Here is a 22,332-nt window from a genome sequence, read left to right on the forward strand (position 1 = left end):
GCCGCAGCGCTCGCTCTCGCGCATGCCCCGATCTTCCGCTAACATGTCATCATGTATCCAGCCGTGCAAAGCGCCACGCTCGCCGACCTGCTCGCCGTCGCCGACGAGAAGCCCTACTACGAGCTCCTCGACGGCGAGCTGAGCCAAAAGGCCGCGCCGCTGTTCGGCCACGCCGACACCCAATTCTCGATCGGCGAGCAGATCCGCAGGCACTTCCGCGGCCCGCCCAGGGGCGACGCGCCGGGCGGCTGGTGGATCGGCGGCGAAGTCCACGTCGAACTCGCACCCCGCCAGGTCGTCGTCCCCGATCTCGTCGGCTGGCGCATCGATCGCGTCCCTGAACCTCCTGCCGGCTTTCCGGTCAAGATCCGCCCGGACTGGGTCTGCGAGGTCATCTCGCCCTCCAACCCCTCGCGCGACACGATCCGCAAGCTCCAGATCTACCACCGCGCCGAGATTCCGCACTACTGGCTCGCCGATCCGCAGCGCCAGTCGCTCACCGTGTTCCGCTGGCAGCCCGAGGGCTATCTCATCGCCCTCGCCGCCGAGCCGCCCGCGCAGGTCTGTCCGGAGCCGTTCGACGCCGTCGAGTACAGCGTCGCCGCGCTCCTCGGTACCCTCGAGTGAGTCCGCGCATCGTCGCCCCGTAGCTCGAAGCCGTCGGGCAACGTGGACGTCGGGGCGAGCTCGAGGCCCCTGCTCGCCTGGTCCGAAGGACAGGTCCTTCGGTACCACTGCTTCCGCGAGCTCGCGGGCCGCTGTCGGGCCGCCCGACCCGTGAATTCTCCCCGACGAGGCTTCACCGGTGGTTGCTCGCCTGCCCGCCGTTCCGCCCGTTCCGCGCATCGACCCGGCCGCCTGACCGCGTCCAGGCGAGCGCACGCGCCTCTGCGGCCCTGCGCTCGCTCCAGGCCGGTGGGCCCGCGCGGCGGCGCCCTGGCCTCGCGTGGAGCGGGTGATAGCCTTCACGGACCGCGCGGTCGGCCTTTGCGCCGCGCCGCGCTTTGCGCGACCATCTCGATGCGTCTCGCCGGAGGTTCCGTGCGCCGAATCGTCGTCCTCACCGCCCTCGTCGCCCTCGCCTTGCCGGTCCAGGCCGCGCGGGCCGACGACGATCCACGCCCCTTCCGCCGCGGCACGATCTTGCCGAGCGTCGCGCTCGGCGGCTCCTTCTCGCGCAACTACGGCGGCAGCTTGCTCGTCGGCGCCGGCGCCAGCTACTTCGTCGTCGGCGGCCTGGCCGTCGGCCTGCACCTGCGCAACGTCAGCACCTTCTACTCGCAGGCCTACAAGGAATCGGTCGGGCCCACCCTCTTCGCGCAGATCCCCACCAACGAGTTCAGCCTCACGCCGAGCCTCTTGTGGGTCCTCTACCGCGGCGAGCGGGTCGCCCCGTACGTCTCGTTCGGCCTCGGCCCCGTGTTCCTCAACAAGAAGCGCGGCGTGCTCGGGCAGTGGACCATCGGTCCCGGCGTCATGATCCGCCTCGGCGGCCTCGCCTGGCTCGACCTCGGCGTCGGCGTCGGCATGCGCTTCACCAACGACCGCTGCGAGCGCGCCTACACCTTCGTCGAGAACGGCAACAGCTACTACCCCGACTACGCCTGCAGCTTCACCTGGGGCTTCCGCGGCGGCATCGTGTTCGGCGTCGGCGGGCGGCGCCAGGCGCAGCCGCCCTCGCGCCCGCCGCCGCCGCCGAGCTACGAGTCGCAGCCGGCCTCGAGCTACCCGCCGCCGCAGGGTTATCCTCCCCCCGCGCAACCTGTCCCGAGCGCCAGCCCGCCGCCCGCCACCACGCCCCCGGTCGCGAGCCCGCCCGAGGCTCCGCCGACGCCTGCGAGCCCGCCGCCCGCGCCCGTCGAGACCCCCTCGCCCGCGAATCCGCCGCCGCCGGACACGCCGCCGCCCACGACCGCGCCGACCGAGACCAGCCCGGTGCCGCCGCCCGGCGAGAACCTGCCGGTCCCGCCTCCGGCCTGACCCGCTCGACCTGCGCACGCGAGTGCTCCGCGCGCGTGCCCGAGCTCCGCGGCTTGCGTCTGCGAAGCACGCTCCAAGCTCCGCCCACTCGCGGGCGCACGCTGCTCGTCGCGGTCGTGCACGCGGCTCGCCTGCCAGGCGCGCTCGCGCCCGCCACCGACCCGCGCACCCGCCGGCCTGCTCTCCCCCGCCCCGGACCTCGCCTCCGGCCCGCCCCTCTGCGATCCTGCCCTTCCTCGCGCTCGTGCGACCCGCCGGTCGTCCCTGCCCGATCCACCCCCGCGTGTCCCGCGTAACTTCGCCCGTGCCTGCTCGCCTCGCCGTCGCGCTCGCCCTCGCCGTCCTGTCCTTCGGGACATCCTGCAAAAAGCCCGAGCCGCCGCCGGTCGCACCCGCCGCGCACGTCGAGCCGGCGTGGCGCGGGTGGGACGCGGCCGCGTTCGCCGAGGCGAAATCCGGGCGCAAGATCATCCTCGTCGACGTGATCGCCAGCTGGTGTCACTGGTGTCACGTCATGGACGAGGAGACCTACGCCGACCCCGAGGTCGCGGCGCTGCTCGCCGAGCACTTCATCGCCATCCGCGTCGACAGCGACGCCCGCCCCGACGTCGCCGAGCGTTACGCCGACTGGGGCTGGCCGGCGACCGCCTTCCTGACCAGCGACGCGCGCCCCGTGCTCGAGCTGCGCGGCTACCAGGACCCGCGCGAGTTCGCCGCCTTGCTGCGGCGGCTGGTCGCCGAGCACGAGGCCGGCAAGCTGACCGGTCGCGTCGCCGTCCCGGCCCCGCCGCCGCGCGGCGGCGACCTCGTCGACCTGCGCAAGCTCGCCGCCGAGCAGCTCGACAGCTACTGGGACGACGCCCAGGCCGGCTGGGGTCGCAAGCAGAAGTACCCGCTGGCCGCCAACAACGAGTACAGCCTGCTGCGCGCGCACCTGTACCAAGAGACAGCCTGGCAGGAGCGCGGCCTCCTCGTCCTCGACCGCCAGCGCGACCTCATCGACCCGGTGTGGGGCGGCATGTACCAGTACAGCGTCCACGGCGTGTGGACCGACCCGCACTTCGAGAAGATCGCCCCCATCCAGGCCGGCGCGCTCGAGAGCTACGCGCTCGCCTACCGCCGCACCCGCGACCCCCGGTGGAAAACCGCCGCCGGCGACATCGCCCGCTACCTGCTCGAGTTCTGGGTCGACGGGGACGACGGCGGCTTCTACACCAGCCAGGACGCCGACCTGCGCGTCCCGACAGGTCGCAAAGAACCTGTCCTCGGGGACAAGTACTACGCCATGGACGACGCCGCCCGGCGCGCGCTCGGCCTGCCCGTGATCGACACCCACGTCTACGCCGACCGCAACGGCGCGCTCGTCCGCGGCCTCCTGCTGTTCGACGCCGTCGCCCCCGACGAGGCGGTGCGGGCCGCCGCGGTCCGGGCCGGCGAGCGCCTCCTCGTCACTCACCGCGACGAGCGCGGCGGCTTCCGCCACGCCGGGGACGACCGCGGCCTGCTCCACCTCGGCGACCAGGCCGAGGTCGGGCGCGGCCTCTTGGCCCTGTACCGCACCACCGGCGACCCGAAGTGGCAGCAGCACGCGCGCGGCGTCGGCGAGTTCGCCCTGCGCGAGCTCGCCGACCCTGCCGGCGGCTTCTACGCCCACACCGTCGACCCCGAGGCGACCGGCACCTTCGCCGAGCGGCGCAAGCCGTTCGAGGACAACGCCCGCATGGCGCGCTTCCTGCTCGAGCTGCAGCGCAGCCTCGACCACGACGCCGACGACCTGCCCTACGCCCGGGCCGCCGAGCTGGCCGTCCGCGCCATCTCGCAGCCCGACGTCGTCAAGGCCCAGGCGCGCATGCTCGGCGACTACCTGCTCGCGCTCGCCGAGCTGACGATCACGCCGATCGACATCACCGTGGTCGGCCGCGCCGACGAACCCGCCGCGCAGGCCCTGCTCCGCGCCGCCCTGGCCCACGACGAGCCGCGCGCCAACATCAGCCTCAGCGCCCCCGGCACCCGCTACCCCGACCTCGAGAAGCCCGCGGCCTACCTCTGCACCGACACCGCCTGCTCGACCCCGATCACCGATCCGGCGCGCTTCAGTGCCGCGGCCGAGGCCTTCTTGCGCGGCATCGCCCGACCCTGATCCGCCACGCGGGCCGGCTGTCGGCTCTCAACCTCCGAACAAACACTGAGTCGCACATCAGGCGATAGCGGAAGTCTTCAGCCCTAGGTCACGCGGCCCCGCGTCGCTCGCTCGCCTGGCTCCAGGTTACGCTGGCGAGCGATGTTGCGCGTTTTTTGCCCCCCGATCGCCATCCTCCTGCTCTCCGCCTGCGGAGACCCCGGTGACCCGGTCAGCTCGGCGAGCGAGCCCAACGGCACCGAAAGCACCGGCGGCGACCCGTCGACCTCGACCGGCGACGCCGTACCGACCAGCGGTCAGCTACCGCCCACCAGCAGCGCCGGCGAGTCTGCCACCGGCGACCCGCCGGGCACCACCACGGACGTCGCCACCGACACCAGCGCGGGCCTCGACACCACCACCGGAGGCGACAGCGACGGCACCACCGGCGACGAGCCCTCGCCGTGGGACGGCGAGCCGCTGCCGCTCGAGCCGCCCGGGCTGTGGTCGTGGGTGCCGTTCCCGGACTCGATGTGCCGCGACGGCTCGACCACCGGCCTCGGCGTGCGCTACGGCGGCGGCGACGGCCTGGTGATCTACTTCGAGGGCGGAGGCGCCTGCTTCAATTCCGGGACCTGCGCGCTCAACGAGCTGTGGTCCAACTTCGGCGAGTTCAAGTTCGACGCCTGGGCGCTGGGCATCGGCAAGGGCGGCCTCTTCGACGACGACCCGCAGAACCCGGTACGCGACTGGAGCTTCGTCTACGTGCCCTACTGCACCGGCGACGTCCACGCCGGCGACCGCGAGAACGTCGGCATCGACGGCGTGCTCGGGGCCCAGCAGTTCGTCGGCTACCGCAACGTCGCCGCCTACCTCGAGCGGCTCGTGCCGACCTTCGGCGACGCCGGCCACGTGCTCGTCACCGGCAGCAGCGCCGGCGGCTTCGGGGCCGCCCTCAACTACGACCGGATCGCCGGCGCCTTCCCCAACAGCGCCGTCACCCTGCTCGACGACTCCGGCCCGCCGATGTCCGACCAGTACCTGCCCGTGTGCCTGCAGGAGCGCTGGCGCGAGCTCTACAATTTTGAAGACACCCTGCCGGCCGACTGTGTCGAGTGTTTTCACGAGGACGGCGGCGGGATCTACAACCTCGCAAGTTTCCTCGGTGAGAAGTGGTCCGACCAGCGCCTGGCCCTGTTCTCGAGCGAGCAGGACGGCGTGATCCGGACCTTCTTCGGCTACGGCCTCGAGGACTGCGACGGCGGCACCTACCCCGGCCCGACCTTCGAGGACGGTCTCTATCAATTGCGCGACGAGATCCTCGGCGCCAGCCCCGTGTGGGGCAGCTACTTCGTCGGCGGCACCGGCCACACGATCCTCTCCAGCCCCGGCTATTACACCACCGAGGTCGACGGCGTACCGCTGACCGACTGGCTCGACGCACTGCTGCACGGCGACGTCTCGCACGTCAGCCCGTGAATGTGCACAGCCGCGGCGCGGACCGCCGGTCCGCGCCCGCGGCGAATGTATACACTCGCGACGGTGCCCAGGGTTGGACTCGAACCAACACCTCTTCCTCTTCAGGGAAGCGCTACCACCCGGTCAGCTTCCTGGGCGCTGATCCGCACCGCTGCGACGGCCCCCTCGCGCGCCACGAACGCTCGCACAGCGAGCCCGCGACGCGGCGAAACGGCCGGAGCGCACGCCAGGGCGGCTCCGTGGGCCCGGAGCCGACCTGGCTACCTAAACAGCGCCGACAGGATGAAAGCCCGCGCATTCGCGACCACCGAGACTGCCGCGACGAGGCGCGGGTCATGGCCGAGATGTCGGTTCGTGCGCATGGCGACGAATCGTTTTTTAGACTGACCCGCCGCGAATGTCAAGTGTGCGCCCGATCGATTCTTCGTTCAGGTGCGCGATCGATGGGCGCAGCTCGGGCCGACTGCGGATCGGTGTGCCGCGCGGACCTGCGCTTGACCGGCGCGCGGGCCCGTGATGTCCTGCACGGGACAATGCGACGACTCTTCCCTGCCCTGCTCGGTCTCGCGGCCGCCTGCACCGACCGCCCGATCGGCGAAGACAGCGAAACCGGCGCGACCACGAGCACCACGAGCACCGCGACGACCACGACCGAGGTGCCGACCAGCGGGAGCGGCGAGCCCGATACGACCACCGAGGCCGCCGAGCCCTGCCTCGAGCACAGCTACAGCGACCCCGACCCGGACGCGTGGATGCTGACCTGCGGCCTGCCCGAGCTGTGCGCCGGTGACGAGCCTCTGGTCTTCATCACCAGCAGCGACGACATCCTCGATCCGGGCGAGGTCCAGGTCGACGACCTCCAACGCGCGCGCTGCATGGCCGCCGCCCTGCGCGATCGCTCGCCCGGGCAGATCGCCTGGTGGCACGTGGCGGACGTCGTTGTGCGGTTGTCACCGGTCTCGCTCGAGATCGCCGGCGACAGGGCCCTGGCGCACAGCGTGGCAGACAACGTGCATGGATCGCAGCCCAACGTCCACGAGGCCGTCTACCCGCTGCGCCCGCCGGAGTTCTTCGCCGCCTGCGCCGAGGGCGACGCGCTCGCCGTGTGGCTGTGCCTCATGGACTCCGTCGAGCCGACCTGCCTCCCGGGCCCGCTGGCCTGTCCCGAGTGACAGGTCGGCCATGGGCGCAGCGGCCGCGAGCGGTTCGGACGACACGGCTTCATCGCCCGCCGCGCTGCTCCGACGCCCTGTCCCAAGTGACAGGCCGGCCCGGAAAGGCAGCAGCCGCGAGCGCCCCGCGACGACACGACTGGATCGCCCGCCGCGACCCTCCGACGCTCGCAATCCACACGAAGCGACCCCTCGCGCCTCCTTCTCCGAAGCGACGCGATGGCGCGCCCGGCGGGCCCGCCGCTTGCTATGCTCCCCGCGCCCGTGACCCGGCTCCGCGCTCTCGCCGTCTTCGTCGTCGCCTTCGCCGTGCTCGCGGTGCTCGCGGGCGCCGACCTGCTGCAGCCGAGCGCCAACAATCACTTCGCGCACATGGCCCAGGGCTGGCTCGAGGGGCGGCTCGCGCTCCCGGGCGATCCCCCGGGCTACCCGCGCAATTTCGACGACTGGGGCCGCGTCCACACCCTCACGCTCAAGGACGGCACCGTCCTGCGCGGCTTCCCCTGCCGCACCGCGGCTTGCACCGAGCGGCGCCGGCGCGAGCGCATCGACAGCTTCCGCGCCACCGACGGACAGGTCCACGACGTCCCGCTCGCGCAGGTGGCCGCGCGTGGCGGCACCTGGTACGTGACCTTTCCGCCAGGTCCCGCGCTCGTCATCCTCCCGGGCGTCGCGCTGTGGGGCCTCGGCTTCCCCGACGTCCTGTTCACGGTCCTCGTCGGTGCGCTCGTCCCCGTGTTCCTGCTGCGATTGCTCGAGCGCGTCCGCCCCGGCCGCACGCGCGAGCACCTGCTCGCCTGCCTCGCCTGGACGCTCGCCAGCCCGGCCTGCTTCGTCGCCGCCCACGGCAGCGTGTGGTTCACCGCGCAGATCCTCGCGGACCTGTTCCTCGTGCTCCACATCGGCGCCGCCTGGAACGCCGGGCGGCCCGCGAGCGCCGGCCTGTGGCTCGGCATGGCCGCCGCCTGTCGCCCGCAGGTCGCCTTCGCGGCCCCCTTCTTCCTGCTCGAGTGGTGGCGCGCCGATCGCCGCCCCGCCGCGCTGCTGCGCTTCCTCGCCCCGCTGGCGCTGATCGGCGGCGCGCTCGCGCTGTTCAACTGGGTCCGCTTCGACGACATCTTCGAGTTCGGCCACCGCTACCTCGAGATCCGCTGGCAGGAGCGGATCCAGACCCACGGCATGTTCGGCCTGCACTACCTGTGGCGCAACCTCGAGTGCATGTTGTGGCTATGGCCGCAGGTGCAGCTGTCGCCATTGCACGTACGCTGGTCGATCCACGGCATGGGCCTTCTGTTCGGCTCGCCGTGGCTGCTGTGCCTGTTCGCCGCCCGCGACCCGCTGCCGCAGCGGCGCGGCCTCCTGCTCGCCGCCCTGGCCGTCGCCGTGCCCGCGCTCCTCTATCAGAACAGCGGCCAGGTCCAGTTCTCCTACCGCTTCGCCCTCGACTTCCTGCCGTTCTTGCTCGTCCTCTTGGTGGCAGGCGGCGGCGCCCGCAGCCGATGGTTCATGCCGCTGGTGCTCGTCGCGGCCGTCGTGCAGCTCTACGGCGCGTGGCTGTTCCAGCGCGCCCCGGGCCACCTGTTCGTCCGCGACCCGTGGTGGCCGTTCGCGCCCGAGTGATGACATTGACGAATACCACGAGCGTGGCCCTGTCGTGCCCGAAGTGACACTCGCATGACCCGGGCGGTGCGTCGGCTCGCCGACGAATGGTTCTTCGATCGCCAGGTCGCATCACGGCGCCGACCACGCGCGCGTGAGTGTTCGCGCCGGCCCTGGCGCGGCCTCGCGCGGTGATACAGACTGCCGCGCGAGCGCTTCACGATGGACCCGCGGACCCGACTGACCGTGCTGCACCGCCGGCTCGACGCCTGCAAGGCCTGTCCGGCGATGATCGGCCCGGTCGTCCACGGCCCGCCGATCGTCACGCCCGTGCTGCTCGTCGGTCAGGCGCCCGGGCCGCGCGAGGGCGGCTTCGGGCGGCCGTTCGCGTGGACGGCCGGCAAGACCCTGTTTCGCTGGTTCGAGGCGGCGGCAGGTGTCAGCGAGGCCGAGTTCCGCGACTGCGTGTACATGTCGGCGGTCGCGCGCTGCTTCCCCGGCAAGGCCAACGGCGGCGGCGACCGCAAGCCCGATCAGGACGAGATGGCGCGCTGCCGTCAATTCCTGGCCGGCGAGGTCGACATCCTGCAGCCCCGCCTGCTCATCCCCGTCGGCGGCGTCGCCATCGAGCAGGTGCTCGGCCACAAGGGCCCGCTGGTCGAGGTGATCGGCGAGGCGCGGCGGATCCGCTGGCACGGCGTCGAGGCCGACGCGATCTGCCTGCCGCACCCCAGCGGCGCGTCCACCTGGCACCGCGTCGAACCCGGCCGCAGCCTCCTCGCCCGCGCCCTCGGCCTGATCGCCCGCCACCCGGCCTTCGTCGCCGCGTTCGCCGGCCGCGCCGCGCCGCAGGCCGGCTGTCCCGCGAGACATCCGTGAACCTCGGCCTCGCCGCGTCGCATATCCGACCCGCATTCATGAACATGCCCTTATCACCATGCCCATGACGACATGTTTTAAAAGGCATATCACTTCATGTCGTGCTTCTCTCATGCGAGCGCGGCGTCGATCGCGGCCAGGCCTGCGAGCGCACCTGTCGCAAGGGACAGCTGACCGCTCGGCACGCCCGGGTCGCGCGGGTTGACGCGGATGAGCGTCCCGCCGAGCCGGCGCACCGTGCGCTCGGCGGTGAATCGCACCGTCGGGATCGCGGTGCCCGAGCCGAGGCACAGCACCACCAGGCGGGCGCGGGCGGCCGCGACCTCGCCGAGCCACGCTTGCAGGCGCTCCTCCTGAGCGCTGCTGCGGCTCGGGTCCCAGCTGAAGTCGCCGAACATCAGGATGTTGGGGCGAGCGAGGCCGCCGCAGCGCGGGCACGTGGGCAGCGGCGCGGCGGCGCGGAGGCTCTCCGCGTCCACCGACACCGTCACCTCGGCGGCGGACCACGCCTCGAGGTCGCAGCCTCGCAGACATTGCAGGTGCAAGATCGATCCGTGGCACTCCACCACTCGCAGATCGGGGAACCCTGCGCGCTGGAATTGACCGTCGACGTTCGACGTGAACACGAACGCACCCGCGGGCGCGCGCGCGGCCCAGCGCTGGAGCATTGCGAAGCCCGCGTGCGGTGTGGTGTCGCGGTAGAGGTTGAGGCGGTGGCCGTAGAAGCCCCAGGCGAGCGCGGGGTCTTCGAAGAACCAGCGCGGATCGGCGAGATCGTGGAATTGCAAGCCCAGGCGGCGCGCGGCCGGGTACGCGCGCCAGAAGCCCTCGGGCCCGCGGAAGTCGGGCAGGCCCGAATCGACGCCCATGCCGGCGCCCGCGCAGATCAGGAGGGCGTCGGCGGAGCGGACGGCGGAAGCGGCGCGGGCGGCGATTTCCGGCGGGTCAGTCATGTGCATACAGAGTAAATGCTGCGAAAATTTTCGCGACGATCACAATTGAATTCGCCGCGATTGGCTACTGCCGCGTTCAAGGGATCGATGAGTCTGTTCAGCGCCTGGAATCGTCACCTGCGTGTCGTCATGGAGCTCGGGCACGGCGCGTGGCCGCCGTTCTCGGCCGACCTTCGCCTCGGCGACGTCGGCGGCTTCGACCACGAGCGCTTCGTGCCGCACCACCACCTCGACCGCTGGGGGGCGGATCTGCGCGACTGGCCGACGATCGTCACCCCGGTCGGCCCCACCGACTTCTCGGCCGGGGCCGATCTGCGGCTGCAATCGGCGCGCGGCGAGGAGGTCGTGATCGGCCCCGCCGGCGTGCGCATGCCGGTCGAGGTCGAGGCGGACGTGTTCTTCGCGGGCGACGACACCCACCTCTGCCGCGTGGCCTCGTACGCGGTGGTCCGTTACGACCGGCTCGACGAGCTCGCGAATGTCGTGTGGTCGCGGGCCCGCGAGCGCGGCGGCGCGCCGGAGCATCTGGTGCACACCGTGCTGCAGGTGCAGGAGGGCTACTTCGCCGGCGTCAGCCGCGGCGACGCGCGCCTGCGCCTGCTCGGCGGCGCCACCGAGGCGCTCACGATCGGCAGGCTGTCGCTCGGGTTCGCCTGGGGCGAATCGCAGCACATCCACCTGCGCGCGATCCACCCCGATCAACACCACCCGACCAGCGGCCTCCTCGCCTTTCGCACGCTCAGCTGGAGCCCTGCCGGCGAGATGCGGCGCGACTACTGAGACCCCGATCCCCGGAGGCCTCAGCGCCCGGGCTCGGGCCGGGCCTCGTGGACGCGCAGGATCACCATGAGGCACACCAGCACCACCAGCACCGCGGACGAGCCCATCGGCGCGCGCGGGCCGATCAGCTCGAACAGCACGCCGGCGATCATCGGCCCGGCGATCCGCCCGAGCGCGCCGGCCGACTGGGCGAAGCCGGCGTTGATGCCCTGGTTGTCGCTCGTGCTGTTGCGCGACACCAGCGCCGACATGCTGGGCATGATGAGGCCGTTGCCGCCGGCGATGAAGAACCCGCCGAGCAGCACCCACGGCCACGCCGGCGAGACGCTCAGCAGCGTGAAGCCGGTCGCGCTCATCGTCAGGCCGAGGGCCAGCGAGCGGCGCTCGCCGATCGTGGCCACCGAGCGGCCGACGATCACGCCCTGGAACAGGACGATGATCGTGCCGACGAACGCGAAGAACTTGCCGGTCTCCTGCTCGCCCCAGCCGAAGCAGGCCTCGGTGAACAGGGCGAAGGTCGCCTCCATGGCCGCGAAGGCGCAGAAGAAGCCGAAGTAGATCGCGACCATCACGCCGATCTGTCCGCTCCAGAACGCCGGGTCGCGGGCGACCGCGAGCAGCGACGGGCGCGGCGGCGGCGGCCCGGCGAGCGCGCGCGGGCGGTGGCTCTCGGGCAGCCACAGCACCGCCATGAGGAAGTTGAGCAGGCTGAGGCCCGCGCCGACGAAGAACGGGAACTGCGGCCAGTCGGGCCGCGCCAGCAGGCCGCCGAGCGACGGGCCGACGATGAAGCCGAGGCCGACGGCGGTGCCCATCATGCCCATGTAGCGGGCGCGCTGGTGCGGCGGCACGCGGTCGGCGACGTAGGCGTGCGCGGTCGAGACGTTGGCGTTGCACACGCCGCTGATCGTGCGCGACAGGAACAACATCCACAGCGCCTGCGCGAACCCGAGGGTGAGCATCGCCAGCGTGCTGCCGGCGATCGAGATCAGCATCACCGGGCGGCGGCCGTGGCGGTCGCTGAGGCGGCCGAGCACCGGCGACATCACGAACTGCGCCGCCGAGTACGCGGTCGCCAGCAGCGCGATGAGCCCCTCCGAGGCGCCGGTGTCCTTGGCGTAGAAGGGCAGCACCGGGATGACGATCCCGAACGACACGAGGTCGAGGAACAGGGTGAACCACACCGTCGCCAGTGCGCGCGCGTGGCCGGTCGGCGCCGGTTCGGTGGGTGGTGCCGTGATTTCGGGGCCGGTTGTCATCGGCGACCGCGCGAGCCTACCGCGTCGGCGCCCGCTTGTCCTTCACGCACGCGCCTGCGCCACGATCGATCGCAGCCCGCGGAGCGCGCCGACGCTGCCGAGCGCGGTGAAGAACTCGTCGGCGTCGTCCCGCGGCCCGGTCCAGCGCGTGTGCGCGTGTAGGTCGAGCCCACCGAGCGGCACCGCGTCGTGCAGCCGCACCAGCGAGCGCGCGAGGAAGGCCGCCTCACGCCCCGCCTCGAGCCGGGCCGCGAGCCCCTTCGCGCCGCGCAGCGGCAGACCGGCGACCTCGCCGAGCGAGGCGTACAGCGCGTCGAGGTCGCCGAACGCGGCGAGCAGCGCCTGCGCGGCCTTGGGCCCGACCCCCGGCACCCCCGGCACGTTGTCGCTGGTGTCGCCGACCAGCGCCAGGTAGTCGACCACCTGCGACGGCCGCACGCCCATGCGCCGCACCACGCCGGCCCCGTCCCAGGTGTCCCCGGTGCGCGGGTCTTCGAGCACCACCGCCGGCGCCTCGTCGCGCACCAACTGACACAGGTCCTTGTCGACGCTGAGCAGCCGCGTGCGCAGACCGGCGGACGCCGCGCCGCGGGCGAGCGTGGCCATCAGGTCGTCGGCCTCGAAGTCGGGCACCGACAGCGTCACGAACCCCGCGGCCGCGCCGAACTGGCGCGCGCGCTCGAACTGCGGCGCCAGGTCGGGCGGCGGCTCGCCGCGGTTGGCCTTGTAGCGCGGGTCGATGCGGTTGCGGAAGGTCGTGCGCCCGGCGTCGTAGACCAGCACCACCCGCTCGGGCGCGCGCCGGAGCAGCCCGCGCAGCAGGTGCCCGAGCCCCAGCACCGCGCCGACCGGCTCGCCCGCGGGCGACAGCTTCGGCGGCATGCCGTAGTAGGCGCGGAACAGCAGCGCCGTGGCGTCGATCACCCACAGCTCCGGCGCCGGCGGAACGGACATGTCCGTCGCGACATGTCCCGTAGCTACTGTCTCCAGGGTCATCGTCGCCTCCGGCTCACTCGCCGGTGATCTCCTTGACCGCGGCCGCCGCGGCCCGCGCGGTGGCGGCCCGGCCGGCGTTGAGCTGCCCGACCATGGCCTCGACCTCGCGCTCGAACCGCTCCTTGGCCTCGCGCTCCTCGGCCTCGCGGTGGAAGCTGACGTAGTCGGAGATCTCGCGCTGGACGCCGGCGATGTCGACGCGGCGCGACAGCTTGTGGATGAGCGCCCTGCGGCCCTCGTAGTCGGCGCGGAAGTACTCGTCGGGGTACTCGAAGTCCTGCACGTAGGCGCGGATGTTGTTGGCGACGCTCTCGACCGAGCGGCCGCTGAGGTCGGCCTTGACCAGCGCCGCGCCGACCTCGGCCCAGCCGGCGTCCTCGCCCTGGGCGACGAACGGCCGGAGGTCACCGAGCAGGACGTCGCGCAGCAGGTGCACGTAGTCGTCGGCGGTGGTCGGCCCGCGCACGGTGAACGGGTTCTGGGCGATCCGCGAGCGCGTCGCCTCGTCCATCTGCATGTAGTTCGCGTCGCAGATCATGAACCACTTGCCGTCCTTCGGGATCAGCGTGCCGTCGAAGATCCCGAACACCGCGCCGAGGTTGTTCTTCTCCTCCGAGCGCAGGTCGCCCGAGCCGCGCGACGCGAACGCGGTGTCGATGTCGGGCCAGTAGACCCCGCACACGCCCTCGAAGCCGTAGACCTCCTCCTTGAAGATCTTCACCAGCGTGGCCGCGCTGGCGTTCTGGTACGACGAGGCCCAGTCGGTGCGGCGGATGACCTTGAAGCGGGCCGGGACGTCGCGCTGCTTGCAGAAGTCGAGGAAGTAGTTGCCGATCGCGTGGGCGGTGATCGTCTTGCCGCAGCCGGGCCGGCCGAGGCCGAACAGCACCGGGTTGAGCTGCTTGGGCCCGCGCCTGGCCTTGAGGTCATACGCGGCGACGTCGCGGGCCAGCTTGAGCCCGGCCTGCAGGTACTCCTGGTTGCCGACGATGTCGCCGAGCTTGACCGGCTTGAGGTCGCTGGCCGGGCCCTCGGGGCCGCGGGCGACGAAGCCCTCGTAGCGCAGATCGCCGACCACCACCTTGCGCTGCGCCAGGGCCACGCCGAACGGCCGCAGTCGCCCGGCGTGGGTCAGCCGGCGCAGCGCGCCCGCGAGCTGCAGCACGAACGCGTGCAACGTCGTCACCGCCCACACCTCGCGCTCGTCGAGCCGCGGCGCCGTGGCCCCGGGCTGGCGCTGGGCCTGGACCTCGAGGTACTTGCCGGTCAGCGCCAGCGCGCTCTTCAGACCCTCGCGCGTCGGCTTGACCAGCAGGTCCTCGAGGCCGTCCGACTCGAGCTCGCCGTGGACCTCCGGCGTCGGCGCGATCAGGGCCAGCCGCGGCGCCAGCACGTCGCCGAGCACCGTCAGCGTGAACGCGCCGACGAACATCCGCTGGTCGCGGGTCGGCTCCGGCAGCGCCAGCGAGCCGGCGCGGGCGATGTCCTCGAGCAGCGCGGCGTGCAGCGCCTCGCCGGCCTGCAGCGCCAGGTCGGCCGCCTCGATCGCCGCGTCGAGCGCCCGCAGGCTGAGCACCGTGTGCCCGAACGGCGCGCGCACCAGCTTGTGCAGGGCGGTGGCGAGACCTGACTCTTTGACCAGGTCACGCGCGGCCGCGCGATCGAAGCCGCCGGCCGGCGGGGTGACGAGCAGCGGAGGGAGATTGGCAGCGCTCGCGGTCATGGGCCGCGAGCCTATCAGTCCCGCCGGGGCTCGGGAGCACCACCGGCGCGACGCGGCGGCGGGCGGCGCCGACGCCCGCGGGCGCGCGGCCCCGAACCCGGCGGAGCTGCTGGACGCGCTCGTCGAGGCCGCGCGACGAGGAGCGGCACGCCGCGCGGATGCTCGCGCTGGCCGAGGCGCGCGGGGCGGTCGTCGCCGCGCCGGCGATCGTCGCCTGGCCCGACCGCGACCTGCGGGCCATCGCCGTCGAGAACGCGGTCGAGGGCTGCGTCCTCGAGACCTGGGCCGCGCTGGTCGCCGCGCATCAGGCCTGCGCCGCCGAGGACCTCGAGCTGCGCGTCGAGTTCGCGGCGATCGCCGGCGACGAGGCGCGGCACGCCGAGCTGGCGTGGCGGCTCGACACCTGGCTCTCGGGACAGCTCGACGAGGCCGCCCGGGCCGAGGTCGCGGCGGCGCGGCAGGCCGCCGCGCGCACGCTCGCGGCTGCGCTGGCGGCCGCCCCCGACCACGCCGAGGTCATCGCGCTGGGCGTGCCCTCGTCGCGCGCCGCCGCGCAGCTGTGCGCCGGCCTCGACGCCGCCTTGTGGTCGCAAGCCGCGTGAGCGCGCCACCGTGAGCTGCGACATGCACCAATGATCGTCGCGACTCGAGGCGAGGCGCGACGGAAGATCTGCCGCTCGAGGTGGATGTGAGATCTCAGGGCGCGGCTGCGGCGCCGGCCCCGGCACTGGCGACCGCGGCTTCCGGCACGTCGATGCGCCAGCGCGCCCGCACGCGCGCGACGGCCTCGCCGATGCTGTTGCGCAGCTCGCCCTGGACCTCGAATTCGTGGGTGCCGGGCCCGGCCGGGACCTCGACCTTGGCGTCGCCGGTGATCGTGCCGCGGGCCTTCTTCACGTAGTCCATCGACAGCTGGGTGACGATGCCGCGGGCGCCCGGGGGCAGCAGGCTCATCACCGCCAGGCCGGTCACGGCCTCGCCGAGGTTCATCAGCGCGACCGCGTGGACGCAGCGGAGGTGGTTGCGCACGCTCCAGCGGTCGCGCATCTGCACCTTGGCGCGGCCGGCCTCGAGCTCGAGCACCAGCGGGGCGATGCTGCCGGTGTAGGGCACCGCCAGGGCGATGGCGCGGGCGAACAGCTGCTTCCCGAATGTCTTTACGGACAGGCTCTTCCACATGTCGAGGACGCGAGTCGGGTCACGCAGCGATTCGATGCCGAGCTTCATGCGCGCGCAGTGTGTTGCCGAAGCCGGGGGCGAGTCAACGCGCGCGCTGCCGCGCGACGGGCGGCGCCTGGGCGGCTGTCCGTGAGGGGGGTGCGCAAGAGCGGGCGCACCTTCTCCGCGGTTGCCGGACACCATCGCATTGTGGATTATGCCCCCCATCCGAGGCGGAACAATGAACACGGCGGCAATCCTCCGGTCGCTCACGACCAGCACTTCGCGCTACGAGGAGCGCGCCGATGGCGTCATCGTCCAGCGGCTGCTGACCACGCGCACCCAGACCCTCACCGACGCACGCGAGAACACCGTCGCCTTCGTGCGGATCGCCGGCGGCATCGCGCGGCGGGTGCTCCTCGACCTCCGCATCACTCGCGCCATGCAGCCCGGCGTCCGCGAGCACTACGCCGAATCCGATCTCGCCAAGTGGTGCACCGCGGTGGCGCTGCTGGCCGCGACCCCGAGCAGCCACCAGCTGTGCCGCTACTACCTCGAGGTGAACAGGCAGGGCAGCAACCTGCCGATGATGCTGTTCACCGACGAGGCCGAGGCGATCGGCTGGCTGCACCTCGTGACCAGCGATCAGCCGACCTTCGCCGGCAACGCGGCGCTGTGACGCCGCGCCGCCCGGGCTCGCCGCAGCGGCGCGGCGAGCCCTCGTCCGTCGCTCACCAGCCGCACTGCTTGCCCTGGTTCTGCTCGTCGAGCCACTTCTCGAGCGGCGCGAAGTACTCGATCAGCGGCCCGGCGTCCATCTGCCTGGTGCCGGTGATCGCGGCCAGCGCCTCGGGCCACGGCTTGCTCGCGCCGAGCGCGAGCATGGCCTTGAGCTTGTCGCCCGCGGCGGTCTTGCCGTAGATCGAGCACTCGTGCAGCGGCCCGGTGTGGCCGGCCGCCTCGCACAGCGCCTTGTGGAACTGGAACTGGAGGATCCGCGCCAGGAAATAGCGGGTGTACGGCACGTTGGCGGGGATGTGGTACTTCGCGCCGGCGTCGAAGAACTCGGGGTCGGGCCGGTCCTCGGGCGGCGCGATGCCCTGGTACTTGGCGCGCAGGGCCCACCACGCCTCGTTGTACTTCTCGGGCGCGGTCTTGCCGGAGAACACGTCCCAGCGCCATTGGTCGATCAGCTTGCCGAACGGCAGGAACGAGATCTTCTCGAGCGCGTCCTGCATCTGCAGGTTGACGAGGCCCTTCTCGTCGGCCGGCACGTCCTTGATGAGGCCGATCTCCTTGAGGTAGGCCGGCGTGATCGACAGCGCGATCGCGTCGCCGATCGCCTCGTGGAAGCCGTCGTGGGCGCCGTTCTGGAACAGCACGGGCAGCTTGTAGTAGTAATGATAATAGTAGTTGTGCCCGAGCTCGTGGTGGACGGTGACCATGTCCTCCTGGTTGATCTTGATGCACATCTTGATCCGCAGGTCGTCGTTGAGGTCGACGTCCCAGGCGCTGGCGTGGCACACGACCTCGCGGTCCTTCGGCTTCTGCAGCATCGAGCGCTCCCAGAAGGTCGCCGGCAGCGGTTCGAGGCCCAGCGAGGTGAAGAACGACTCGCCGAGCTTGACCAGCTTGACCTCGTCGTACTTGGCCTTCTTCAGCGCGGCGGTGACGTCGAGGCTGGCGGCCCCGGGGAACGGCTCGACCAGCGGGTAGATGTTGGCCCACTCCTGCGCCCACATGTTGCCGAGCAGGTGCGCCGGGATGAGGCCCGCCTCCGGCACCTTGTCCTTGCCGTACTTGTCGCCGAGCTTGCCGCGCACGTAGCAGTGCAGCTTGTTGTAGAGCGGCTGCACCTGCGTCCACAGCCGCTCGGTCTCCTGCTCGAAGTCGGCCGGGCTCATGTCGTAGCCGGCGCGCCACAGCTCGCCGAGGTCCTTGTAGCCGATCTCCGCGGCGCCCTCGTTGGCGAGGCCGACGAACTCCTGGTACAGCGGCCGCAGCTCGACCGCGATCTTGTGCCAGCCGGTCCACGCCTTGAGCAGCTCGTCGTACTTGCGGCTCGAGGCCATGATGTCCTCGAGCGCGCCGAGGTCCTTGCACTTCGTGCCCTCGCACGCCTTGCCCTTGCCGTAGATGCCCTCCATCTTGGCGCCGATCTCGGCCAGGCGCTTGCGCTTGTCGGCGTCGCCGGGGGCCGGCGGCGGGCTGCCGGTGACCTTGAGCAGATGCAGCTTGCGCGCCGTCTCGGGGTCGATGTCCGAGCCGGTGAAGGTCGTGGCCTCCTTGATGGTCTTGGCCATGAACTCCATCAACTTCTCGTTGGCGTCGGCCGCGGCCTTCTCGGTGGCGTCGGTGATGTTGGTGTTCTTGTCCCACTCGGCCTTGCTGGCGGCCACGGCGAGGGCGCGCAGCTCGCTGTCGACGCGGTCGACGAAGGCCTTGGCGTCGGCGGCCTGGCTCGCCTTCTTCTCGACCTCCTTGCCCTCGACCTTGGCCTCGCCCTTCTTGTCCATGGCCCGCGCCGGCTTGCCCTTCGGCGCCGGCGGCGGCTGTTGTTCGGCGCCCTGACAGGCGAGCGCGGAGAGCAGCGGGAGGACCAGGAGTGCGGCGGCGCGTGGACGGAGCATGAGCGCGAGAGTACGCCGCGGCGCGACGCCCTGTCACCCGCAAATCAGCTCCCGGCGCCCTAGACCTGAACACCCGCGCAGATCGAAATCTACTGCCTCGTGATGTCCAGCGAATAGTTGTGCAGCGTCCTCTCGCTTCCCTGGCCGATCCACAAATCATACACCCCCGCCTCGAGCTGCAGCGTGGCATCCACGATGCCGACCTCTGATGTTCGAGGCGCCATCGACGCCACCACTCAGGACTGGCGGCAGACTCGTAACGATTCGTGGTCGTCGTGCCCGTGCACGCCAGCTCGCCCGTAAGATGCAATTCATCCCCGTCCCACGCCACCGGCTCGCCGCTGCCGCAAGCGAACGGCCCGACCCCAGGGTAAACCTCGGTTGCCGAGGTAGCGTACAGCGCGAGGATGTCGGTCATGTCTTCTCCCAGCGCCGCCTTGAAGAGCGCCGCCAGCCCGCTGGAGGTCATCCTGACCGTGGAACTGGCATAGAGATCGCGGATGCGATCGATTCCGTATCGTTCGATCGACCAATGCATGAAGTGACCAGCGATCGCGTACGACTCGGGAATGGCGGCCAACTCGGCGCTGCTCATGGACAGATAATTTGCAATTTCCTTCCTGAAGAACTCATGCCCGATCATCACGGTGCCCTGCATTCTCACGGCCAACCCCTCGCTGAAGAAGTCCAAGGGCTCCGGGTTCAGCGCGGAGGCGCGCGTATGCACGAGTTCATGTGACGCCGCGAGGTCCCACTTCGCATAGGCCGCCGCACCGTTCCAACAACCAGAAGCCCCGAAGATCTCCCCAATTTCGCATTCCGACGCCGTCTGATCGGATGTGTACAGCTTCAGCCACACCGGTTCCGTCTGCGGAACGCCGAGTGCGCCATCCAACCACGCCAAATGTTCGTCCATGAGAAGGAGACTGCCCGCGCAGAGCTCGGCATCGAACGCGGTCCCGACCCGAAGGCGATCCGTGGAGTACTTCGCCTCGAAGTCGATCTCGGGCGCCTCGATTGGATCGGAGACGCAGGACCACGTGCATAGACCAGGCGATCAGGCCATGTCGGACGCAGGTGCTCTCGCTCGATCTTGACGTCATGACGCTTCTCAGTGTGTGGTCAATGTCACGGACAGGTTCGCATCGACCATATTATACGTCGCATTGAGGGTGAGCCGACCCCGACGAACGAAGCAGGGCCTCTCCGGATGTCGCTCTGAGATAGCGTCCATGTGCGCCGCTCAGCGAACGATGTCCGGATCGACGGTCACGCTCACCGGGCAATGATCCGAGCCGAGCACGCTCGCGTGAATCGCCGCGGCCTTGACGAACGGCAGCGCCCCGGCGCACGCCAGCACGTAGTCGAGGCGCCAGCCGACGTTGCGCTCGCGGCAGCCGCCGCGCTGGCACCACCACGAATAGTGGCCCGGCCCCGGCTCGAAGCGGCGGAAGGTGTCGTGATAGCCGCGCTTCAGCCAGCGGTCGAGCTCGGCCCGCTCCTCCGGCAGGAACCCGCTGGTGCCCTGGTTGTCGCGCGGGCGCGCCAGGTCGATCTCGCGGTGCGCCGTGTTGAAGTCGCCCATCACCAGCACCCGCAGCCCCTCGCCGCGCAGCGCGTCGAGCCGCTTGCGCAGCGCGCGGTAGAACGACAGCTTGTACGGCACGCGGTCGTTGCTGCGGTCCTGCCCGTTGCCGTTGGGGAAGTAGACGTTGGCCACCACCAGCCGGCCGAAGCGCGCCAGCTGCAAGCGGCCCTCGACGTCGAACTTGGGCCCGAGCGCGGTGTCGACGCTGTCGGGCGCGAGCTTGCTGAACAGCGCGACCCCGCTGTAGCCCGGCCGCCTGGCCGGAGAGACATGCGCGAACGGCCAGCCTTCGGGCCGGGCCAGCTCGCCGAGCTGCTCGGCGCTGGCGCGGACCTCTTGCAGGCCGACGATGGACGGGCCGCTGGCGAGCCAGGGCTGCAGGGCTTGCTTGCGGGCGACGGCGCGCAGGCCGTTGACGTTCCAGGAGGCGATCGTCAGCACGGGAGGTCTCAGTGGGCGGGGCCGTCGCTGCGGGTCGTGACGAGCGGGGCGACCAGGAACACGAGGCTCATGAGCGCGTAGCCCTGCACGAACGGCCAGGCGGGCGACAAGGATAGTACGGTGTCGGCCGGGGTCCACACGTACGAGTGCATGAAACCCAGCGCCGACAGCGCGGCGCCGGCGAAGCACCACGCCGCGGCCTGGCGCAGCTTGCGTTCGATGACCGCGACCGTGGCCGCGGCCAGGAACATCGACGTGAAGATGAAGCCCTGCTCGAGCGCGAAGGCCCCGTCGATCCACACGTCGGCGCGCTGGAAGACCGGCACCAGCGCGGGTGACATGGCGCTCGTCGTGCCGTCGACGCCGCCGGCGCGCAGGCCCGCCTTCGCCATCATCGCGCCCCAGGCGCCGACGCCCGGCAAGATCCCGATCACCACCGCCGGCGCGTGGTGCCGCGGCGTGACCTCGAACGCCTGCGCGGTGATGACGATGCCGATCCACAGGATGATCGCCATGCCGGCCTCGATCGGCACCGCCCAGGCGATATACGTCAGCGTGCCGGTGAGGCACACGAGCGTGGCGAACACGCCGTTGAGGATCGAGTAGCCCGCGCGCGCCCCCATGGCCTTCCACCCGGGGTGGCCGATGTAGATCGCGGTCGGGAAGCACGAGCCGAACAGCGCCGCGGCGAGCGTGCCGAGGCCGTTCATCGCCAGCGACGGGGTGGTCGGGAACGGGTCGCCCGCGGCCTCGGCGGCCTCGATGTTCTGCAGCGAGCCGACCACGTTGAACACGCCCATCGGCACGATCACCGCCAGGTAGGCCCACAGCATGTCGCCGGTCAGCGCCTCGATCAGCGGGCCCAACACCGGCAGCGGGACCTGCAGCCCGTGGCCGTGCGCCGGCGCCTCGCCGACCGGCGCGATGCCGGTCAGCCACGCGATGACCGTGCCGAGCACGACGGCGACGAGGCCGCCGGGCACCCCGCCCTTGAACTTGAGGCGGCCGAAGTACACCAGCAGCAGCACGGCGAGCGTGACGAGGCCGACCACCGGGCGGGCGAAGCTGCGGTAGAGGAACCCGAGGCTGATAAACCCGAGCGCCACGCCCGACAGCGTCGACAGCAGCGCCGCCCGCGGCGTGGCCTTGCGCAGCCGCTCGGCGACGAAGGCGCCGGACAGCTCGATGAGGCCCGAGCCGAAGCAGGCCACGAGCCCGGCCTGCCACGCGATCGTCGTCGGGTCGGCCGCCCCGGCGGCGGTCGCCGCCAGCTTCGCCGGCAGCATGACCAAAAAGACATGTGCGAACACGGACACCGTGTTGATGCCGTAGGGCAGCGCGCAGATGTCGGAGCGGCCGAGCGCCTGGCCGAGCCGCCGCGCCTGCCAGGCGTAGTAGAGGTTGCCCACCAGCAGCGAGACCGCGGCGCCGGGCAGCACCTGTCCGTAGAGCAACGCGTCGGAGAAGCCGAGCACGTGGCGACACAGCGCGTCGATGAGCAGGAGCTGCACGAGGTTGTCGACCGCGAGGCCGAAGAACCCGTCGATGTCGCCGCGTTGGAACCAGCGCATGCCGC

The 22,332-nt window shown here is 71.5% G+C and carries 18 protein-coding genes and 1 tRNA gene; 10 read left to right on the forward strand and 9 right to left on the reverse strand.

Translation table 11 applies throughout. The annotated features are described in order from the left end of the window. Positions 1–63: 63 nt before the first annotated feature. The 4 genes from K7C98_RS26300 to K7C98_RS26315 all read left to right on the forward strand — a co-directional run bounded on the left by K7C98_RS26300 (position 64) and on the right by K7C98_RS26315 (position 5,578). Positions 64–627 (forward strand): Uma2 family endonuclease, encoded by a 564-nt coding sequence (locus K7C98_RS26300; protein ID WP_224194528.1) that lies wholly within the window; start codon positions 64–66, stop codon positions 625–627. A gap of 414 nt (positions 628–1,041) precedes the next feature. Next, entirely contained in the window at positions 1,042–1,980 is a 939-nt protein-coding gene (locus tag K7C98_RS26305) for a hypothetical protein (protein WP_224194529.1), read from the forward strand. 304 nt (positions 1,981–2,284) lie between these two features. Continuing rightward, positions 2,285–4,120, forward strand: a complete 1,836-nt coding sequence (locus tag K7C98_RS26310; RefSeq protein ID WP_224194530.1) for a DUF255 domain-containing protein — start codon at positions 2,285–2,287, stop codon at positions 4,118–4,120. 141 nt (positions 4,121–4,261) lie between these two features. Then, positions 4,262–5,578, forward strand: a complete 1,317-nt coding sequence (locus tag K7C98_RS26315) for a pectin acetylesterase-family hydrolase (protein WP_224194531.1) — start codon at positions 4,262–4,264, stop codon at positions 5,576–5,578. A gap of 64 nt (positions 5,579–5,642) precedes the next feature. On the opposite strand, the gene K7C98_RS26320 is transcribed toward K7C98_RS26315, so the two are convergent. After that, positions 5,643–5,715: transfer RNA gene (locus K7C98_RS26320), tRNA-Phe, on the reverse strand. A 396-nt stretch (positions 5,716–6,111) separates the two neighbouring features. Here K7C98_RS26320 and K7C98_RS26325 point away from each other — a divergent pair. From K7C98_RS26325 to K7C98_RS26335, 3 genes are all read left to right on the forward strand, one after another. After that, positions 6,112–6,750, forward strand: coding sequence for a hypothetical protein (locus K7C98_RS26325; RefSeq protein ID WP_224194532.1), 639 nt, complete (start codon positions 6,112–6,114; stop codon positions 6,748–6,750). Between the two features lie 264 nt (positions 6,751–7,014). Further along, positions 7,015–8,370, forward strand: coding sequence for a hypothetical protein (locus K7C98_RS26330; RefSeq protein WP_224194533.1), 1,356 nt, complete (start codon positions 7,015–7,017; stop codon positions 8,368–8,370). Positions 8,371–8,571: 201 nt separating this feature from the next. After that, positions 8,572–9,228, forward strand: coding sequence for a uracil-DNA glycosylase family protein (locus K7C98_RS26335; RefSeq protein ID WP_224194534.1), 657 nt, complete (start codon positions 8,572–8,574; stop codon positions 9,226–9,228). 110 nt (positions 9,229–9,338) lie between these two features. Here the strand turns inward: K7C98_RS26335 and K7C98_RS26340 are convergent, their stop codons facing one another. Next, complete coding sequence (locus K7C98_RS26340) at positions 9,339–10,181, reverse strand: SIR2 family NAD-dependent protein deacylase (RefSeq protein WP_224194535.1); 843 nt, start codon at positions 10,179–10,181, stop codon at positions 9,339–9,341. An 87-nt stretch (positions 10,182–10,268) separates the two neighbouring features. Between K7C98_RS26340 and K7C98_RS26345 the strand changes: the two genes are divergently transcribed. Next, on the forward strand, positions 10,269–10,961 hold the full coding sequence (locus K7C98_RS26345) for a hypothetical protein (RefSeq protein WP_224194536.1): 693 nt from the start codon (positions 10,269–10,271) through the stop codon (positions 10,959–10,961). A 20-nt stretch (positions 10,962–10,981) separates the two neighbouring features. Here the strand turns inward: K7C98_RS26345 and K7C98_RS26350 are convergent, their stop codons facing one another. From K7C98_RS26350 to K7C98_RS26360, 3 genes are read right to left on the reverse strand one after another with little or no spacing between them, the layout of a single operon-like run. Further along, entirely contained in the window at positions 10,982–12,220 is a 1,239-nt protein-coding gene (locus tag K7C98_RS26350; protein WP_224194537.1) for an MFS transporter, read from the reverse strand. Between the two features lie 42 nt (positions 12,221–12,262). Then, a complete protein-coding gene (locus K7C98_RS26355; RefSeq protein ID WP_224194538.1) occupies positions 12,263–13,174 on the reverse strand; it encodes a 5'-3' exonuclease in 912 nt (303 codons plus the stop codon). A gap of 55 nt (positions 13,175–13,229) precedes the next feature. Next, positions 13,230–14,939, reverse strand: a complete 1,710-nt coding sequence (locus K7C98_RS26360) for an AAA family ATPase (protein ID WP_224194539.1) — start codon at positions 14,937–14,939, stop codon at positions 13,230–13,232. 158 nt (positions 14,940–15,097) lie between these two features. Between K7C98_RS26360 and K7C98_RS26365 the strand changes: the two genes are divergently transcribed. Continuing rightward, positions 15,098–15,541 (forward strand): hypothetical protein, encoded by a 444-nt coding sequence (locus tag K7C98_RS26365; protein ID WP_224194540.1) that lies wholly within the window; start codon positions 15,098–15,100, stop codon positions 15,539–15,541. 94 nt (positions 15,542–15,635) lie between these two features. On the opposite strand, the gene K7C98_RS26370 is transcribed toward K7C98_RS26365, so the two are convergent. After that, positions 15,636–16,166: a DUF4442 domain-containing protein gene (locus K7C98_RS26370; RefSeq protein WP_224194541.1), complete on the reverse strand. Its 531-nt coding sequence runs from the start codon at positions 16,164–16,166 to the stop codon at positions 15,636–15,638. A 172-nt stretch (positions 16,167–16,338) separates the two neighbouring features. On the opposite strand from K7C98_RS26370, the gene K7C98_RS26375 reads away from it, so the two are divergent. Continuing rightward, positions 16,339–16,776 (forward strand): hypothetical protein, encoded by a 438-nt coding sequence (locus K7C98_RS26375; RefSeq protein ID WP_224194542.1) that lies wholly within the window; start codon positions 16,339–16,341, stop codon positions 16,774–16,776. Positions 16,777–16,828: 52 nt separating this feature from the next. Here K7C98_RS26375 and K7C98_RS26380 read toward each other — a convergent pair whose 3' ends face one another. The 3 genes from K7C98_RS26380 to K7C98_RS26390 all read right to left on the reverse strand — a co-directional run bounded on the left by K7C98_RS26380 (position 16,829) and on the right by K7C98_RS26390 (position 22,327). Further along, positions 16,829–18,727, reverse strand: a complete 1,899-nt coding sequence (locus K7C98_RS26380; RefSeq protein ID WP_224194543.1) for a M2 family metallopeptidase — start codon at positions 18,725–18,727, stop codon at positions 16,829–16,831. A gap of 1,243 nt (positions 18,728–19,970) precedes the next feature. Next, positions 19,971–20,753 (reverse strand): exodeoxyribonuclease III, encoded by a 783-nt coding sequence (locus tag K7C98_RS26385; protein WP_224194610.1) that lies wholly within the window; start codon positions 20,751–20,753, stop codon positions 19,971–19,973. Positions 20,754–20,764: 11 nt separating this feature from the next. After that, positions 20,765–22,327, reverse strand: coding sequence for an NCS2 family permease (locus tag K7C98_RS26390; protein ID WP_224194544.1), 1,563 nt, complete (start codon positions 22,325–22,327; stop codon positions 20,765–20,767). Between the last annotated feature and the right edge of the window lie 5 nt (positions 22,328–22,332).

The sequence above is a fragment of the Nannocystis pusilla genome (assembly GCF_020073745.1).
Taxonomy (GTDB): Bacteria; Myxococcota_A; Polyangia; order Nannocystales; family Nannocystaceae; genus Nannocystis; species Nannocystis radixulma.

Bases quoted from the DNA above. Each gene is read 5' to 3' on its own strand.
- K7C98_RS26315 (WP_224194531.1), top strand. From the start codon at position 4,262: ATGTTGCGCGTTTTTTGCCCCCCGATCGCCATCCTCCTGCTCTCCGCC.
- K7C98_RS26325 (WP_224194532.1), top strand. From the start codon at position 6,112: ATGCGACGACTCTTCCCTGCCCTGCTCGGTCTCGCGGCCGCCTGCACC.
- K7C98_RS26335 (WP_224194534.1), top strand. From the start codon at position 8,572: ATGGACCCGCGGACCCGACTGACCGTGCTGCACCGCCGGCTCGACGCC.
- K7C98_RS26340 (WP_224194535.1), bottom strand. From the start codon at position 10,181: ATGACTGACCCGCCGGAAATCGCCGCCCGCGCCGCTTCCGCCGTCCGC.
- K7C98_RS26345 (WP_224194536.1), top strand. From the start codon at position 10,269: ATGAGTCTGTTCAGCGCCTGGAATCGTCACCTGCGTGTCGTCATGGAG.
- K7C98_RS26350 (WP_224194537.1), bottom strand. From the start codon at position 12,220: ATGACAACCGGCCCCGAAATCACGGCACCACCCACCGAACCGGCGCCG.
- K7C98_RS26355 (WP_224194538.1), bottom strand. From the start codon at position 13,174: ATGTCCGTTCCGCCGGCGCCGGAGCTGTGGGTGATCGACGCCACGGCG.
- K7C98_RS26360 (WP_224194539.1), bottom strand. From the start codon at position 14,939: ATGACCGCGAGCGCTGCCAATCTCCCTCCGCTGCTCGTCACCCCGCCG.
- K7C98_RS26365 (WP_224194540.1), top strand. From the start codon at position 15,098: ATGCTCGCGCTGGCCGAGGCGCGCGGGGCGGTCGTCGCCGCGCCGGCG.
- K7C98_RS26370 (WP_224194541.1), bottom strand. From the start codon at position 16,166: ATGAAGCTCGGCATCGAATCGCTGCGTGACCCGACTCGCGTCCTCGAC.
- K7C98_RS26375 (WP_224194542.1), top strand. From the start codon at position 16,339: ATGAACACGGCGGCAATCCTCCGGTCGCTCACGACCAGCACTTCGCGC.
- K7C98_RS26380 (WP_224194543.1), bottom strand. From the start codon at position 18,727: ATGCTCCGTCCACGCGCCGCCGCACTCCTGGTCCTCCCGCTGCTCTCC.
- K7C98_RS26390 (WP_224194544.1), bottom strand. From the start codon at position 22,327: ATGCGCTGGTTCCAACGCGGCGACATCGACGGGTTCTTCGGCCTCGCG.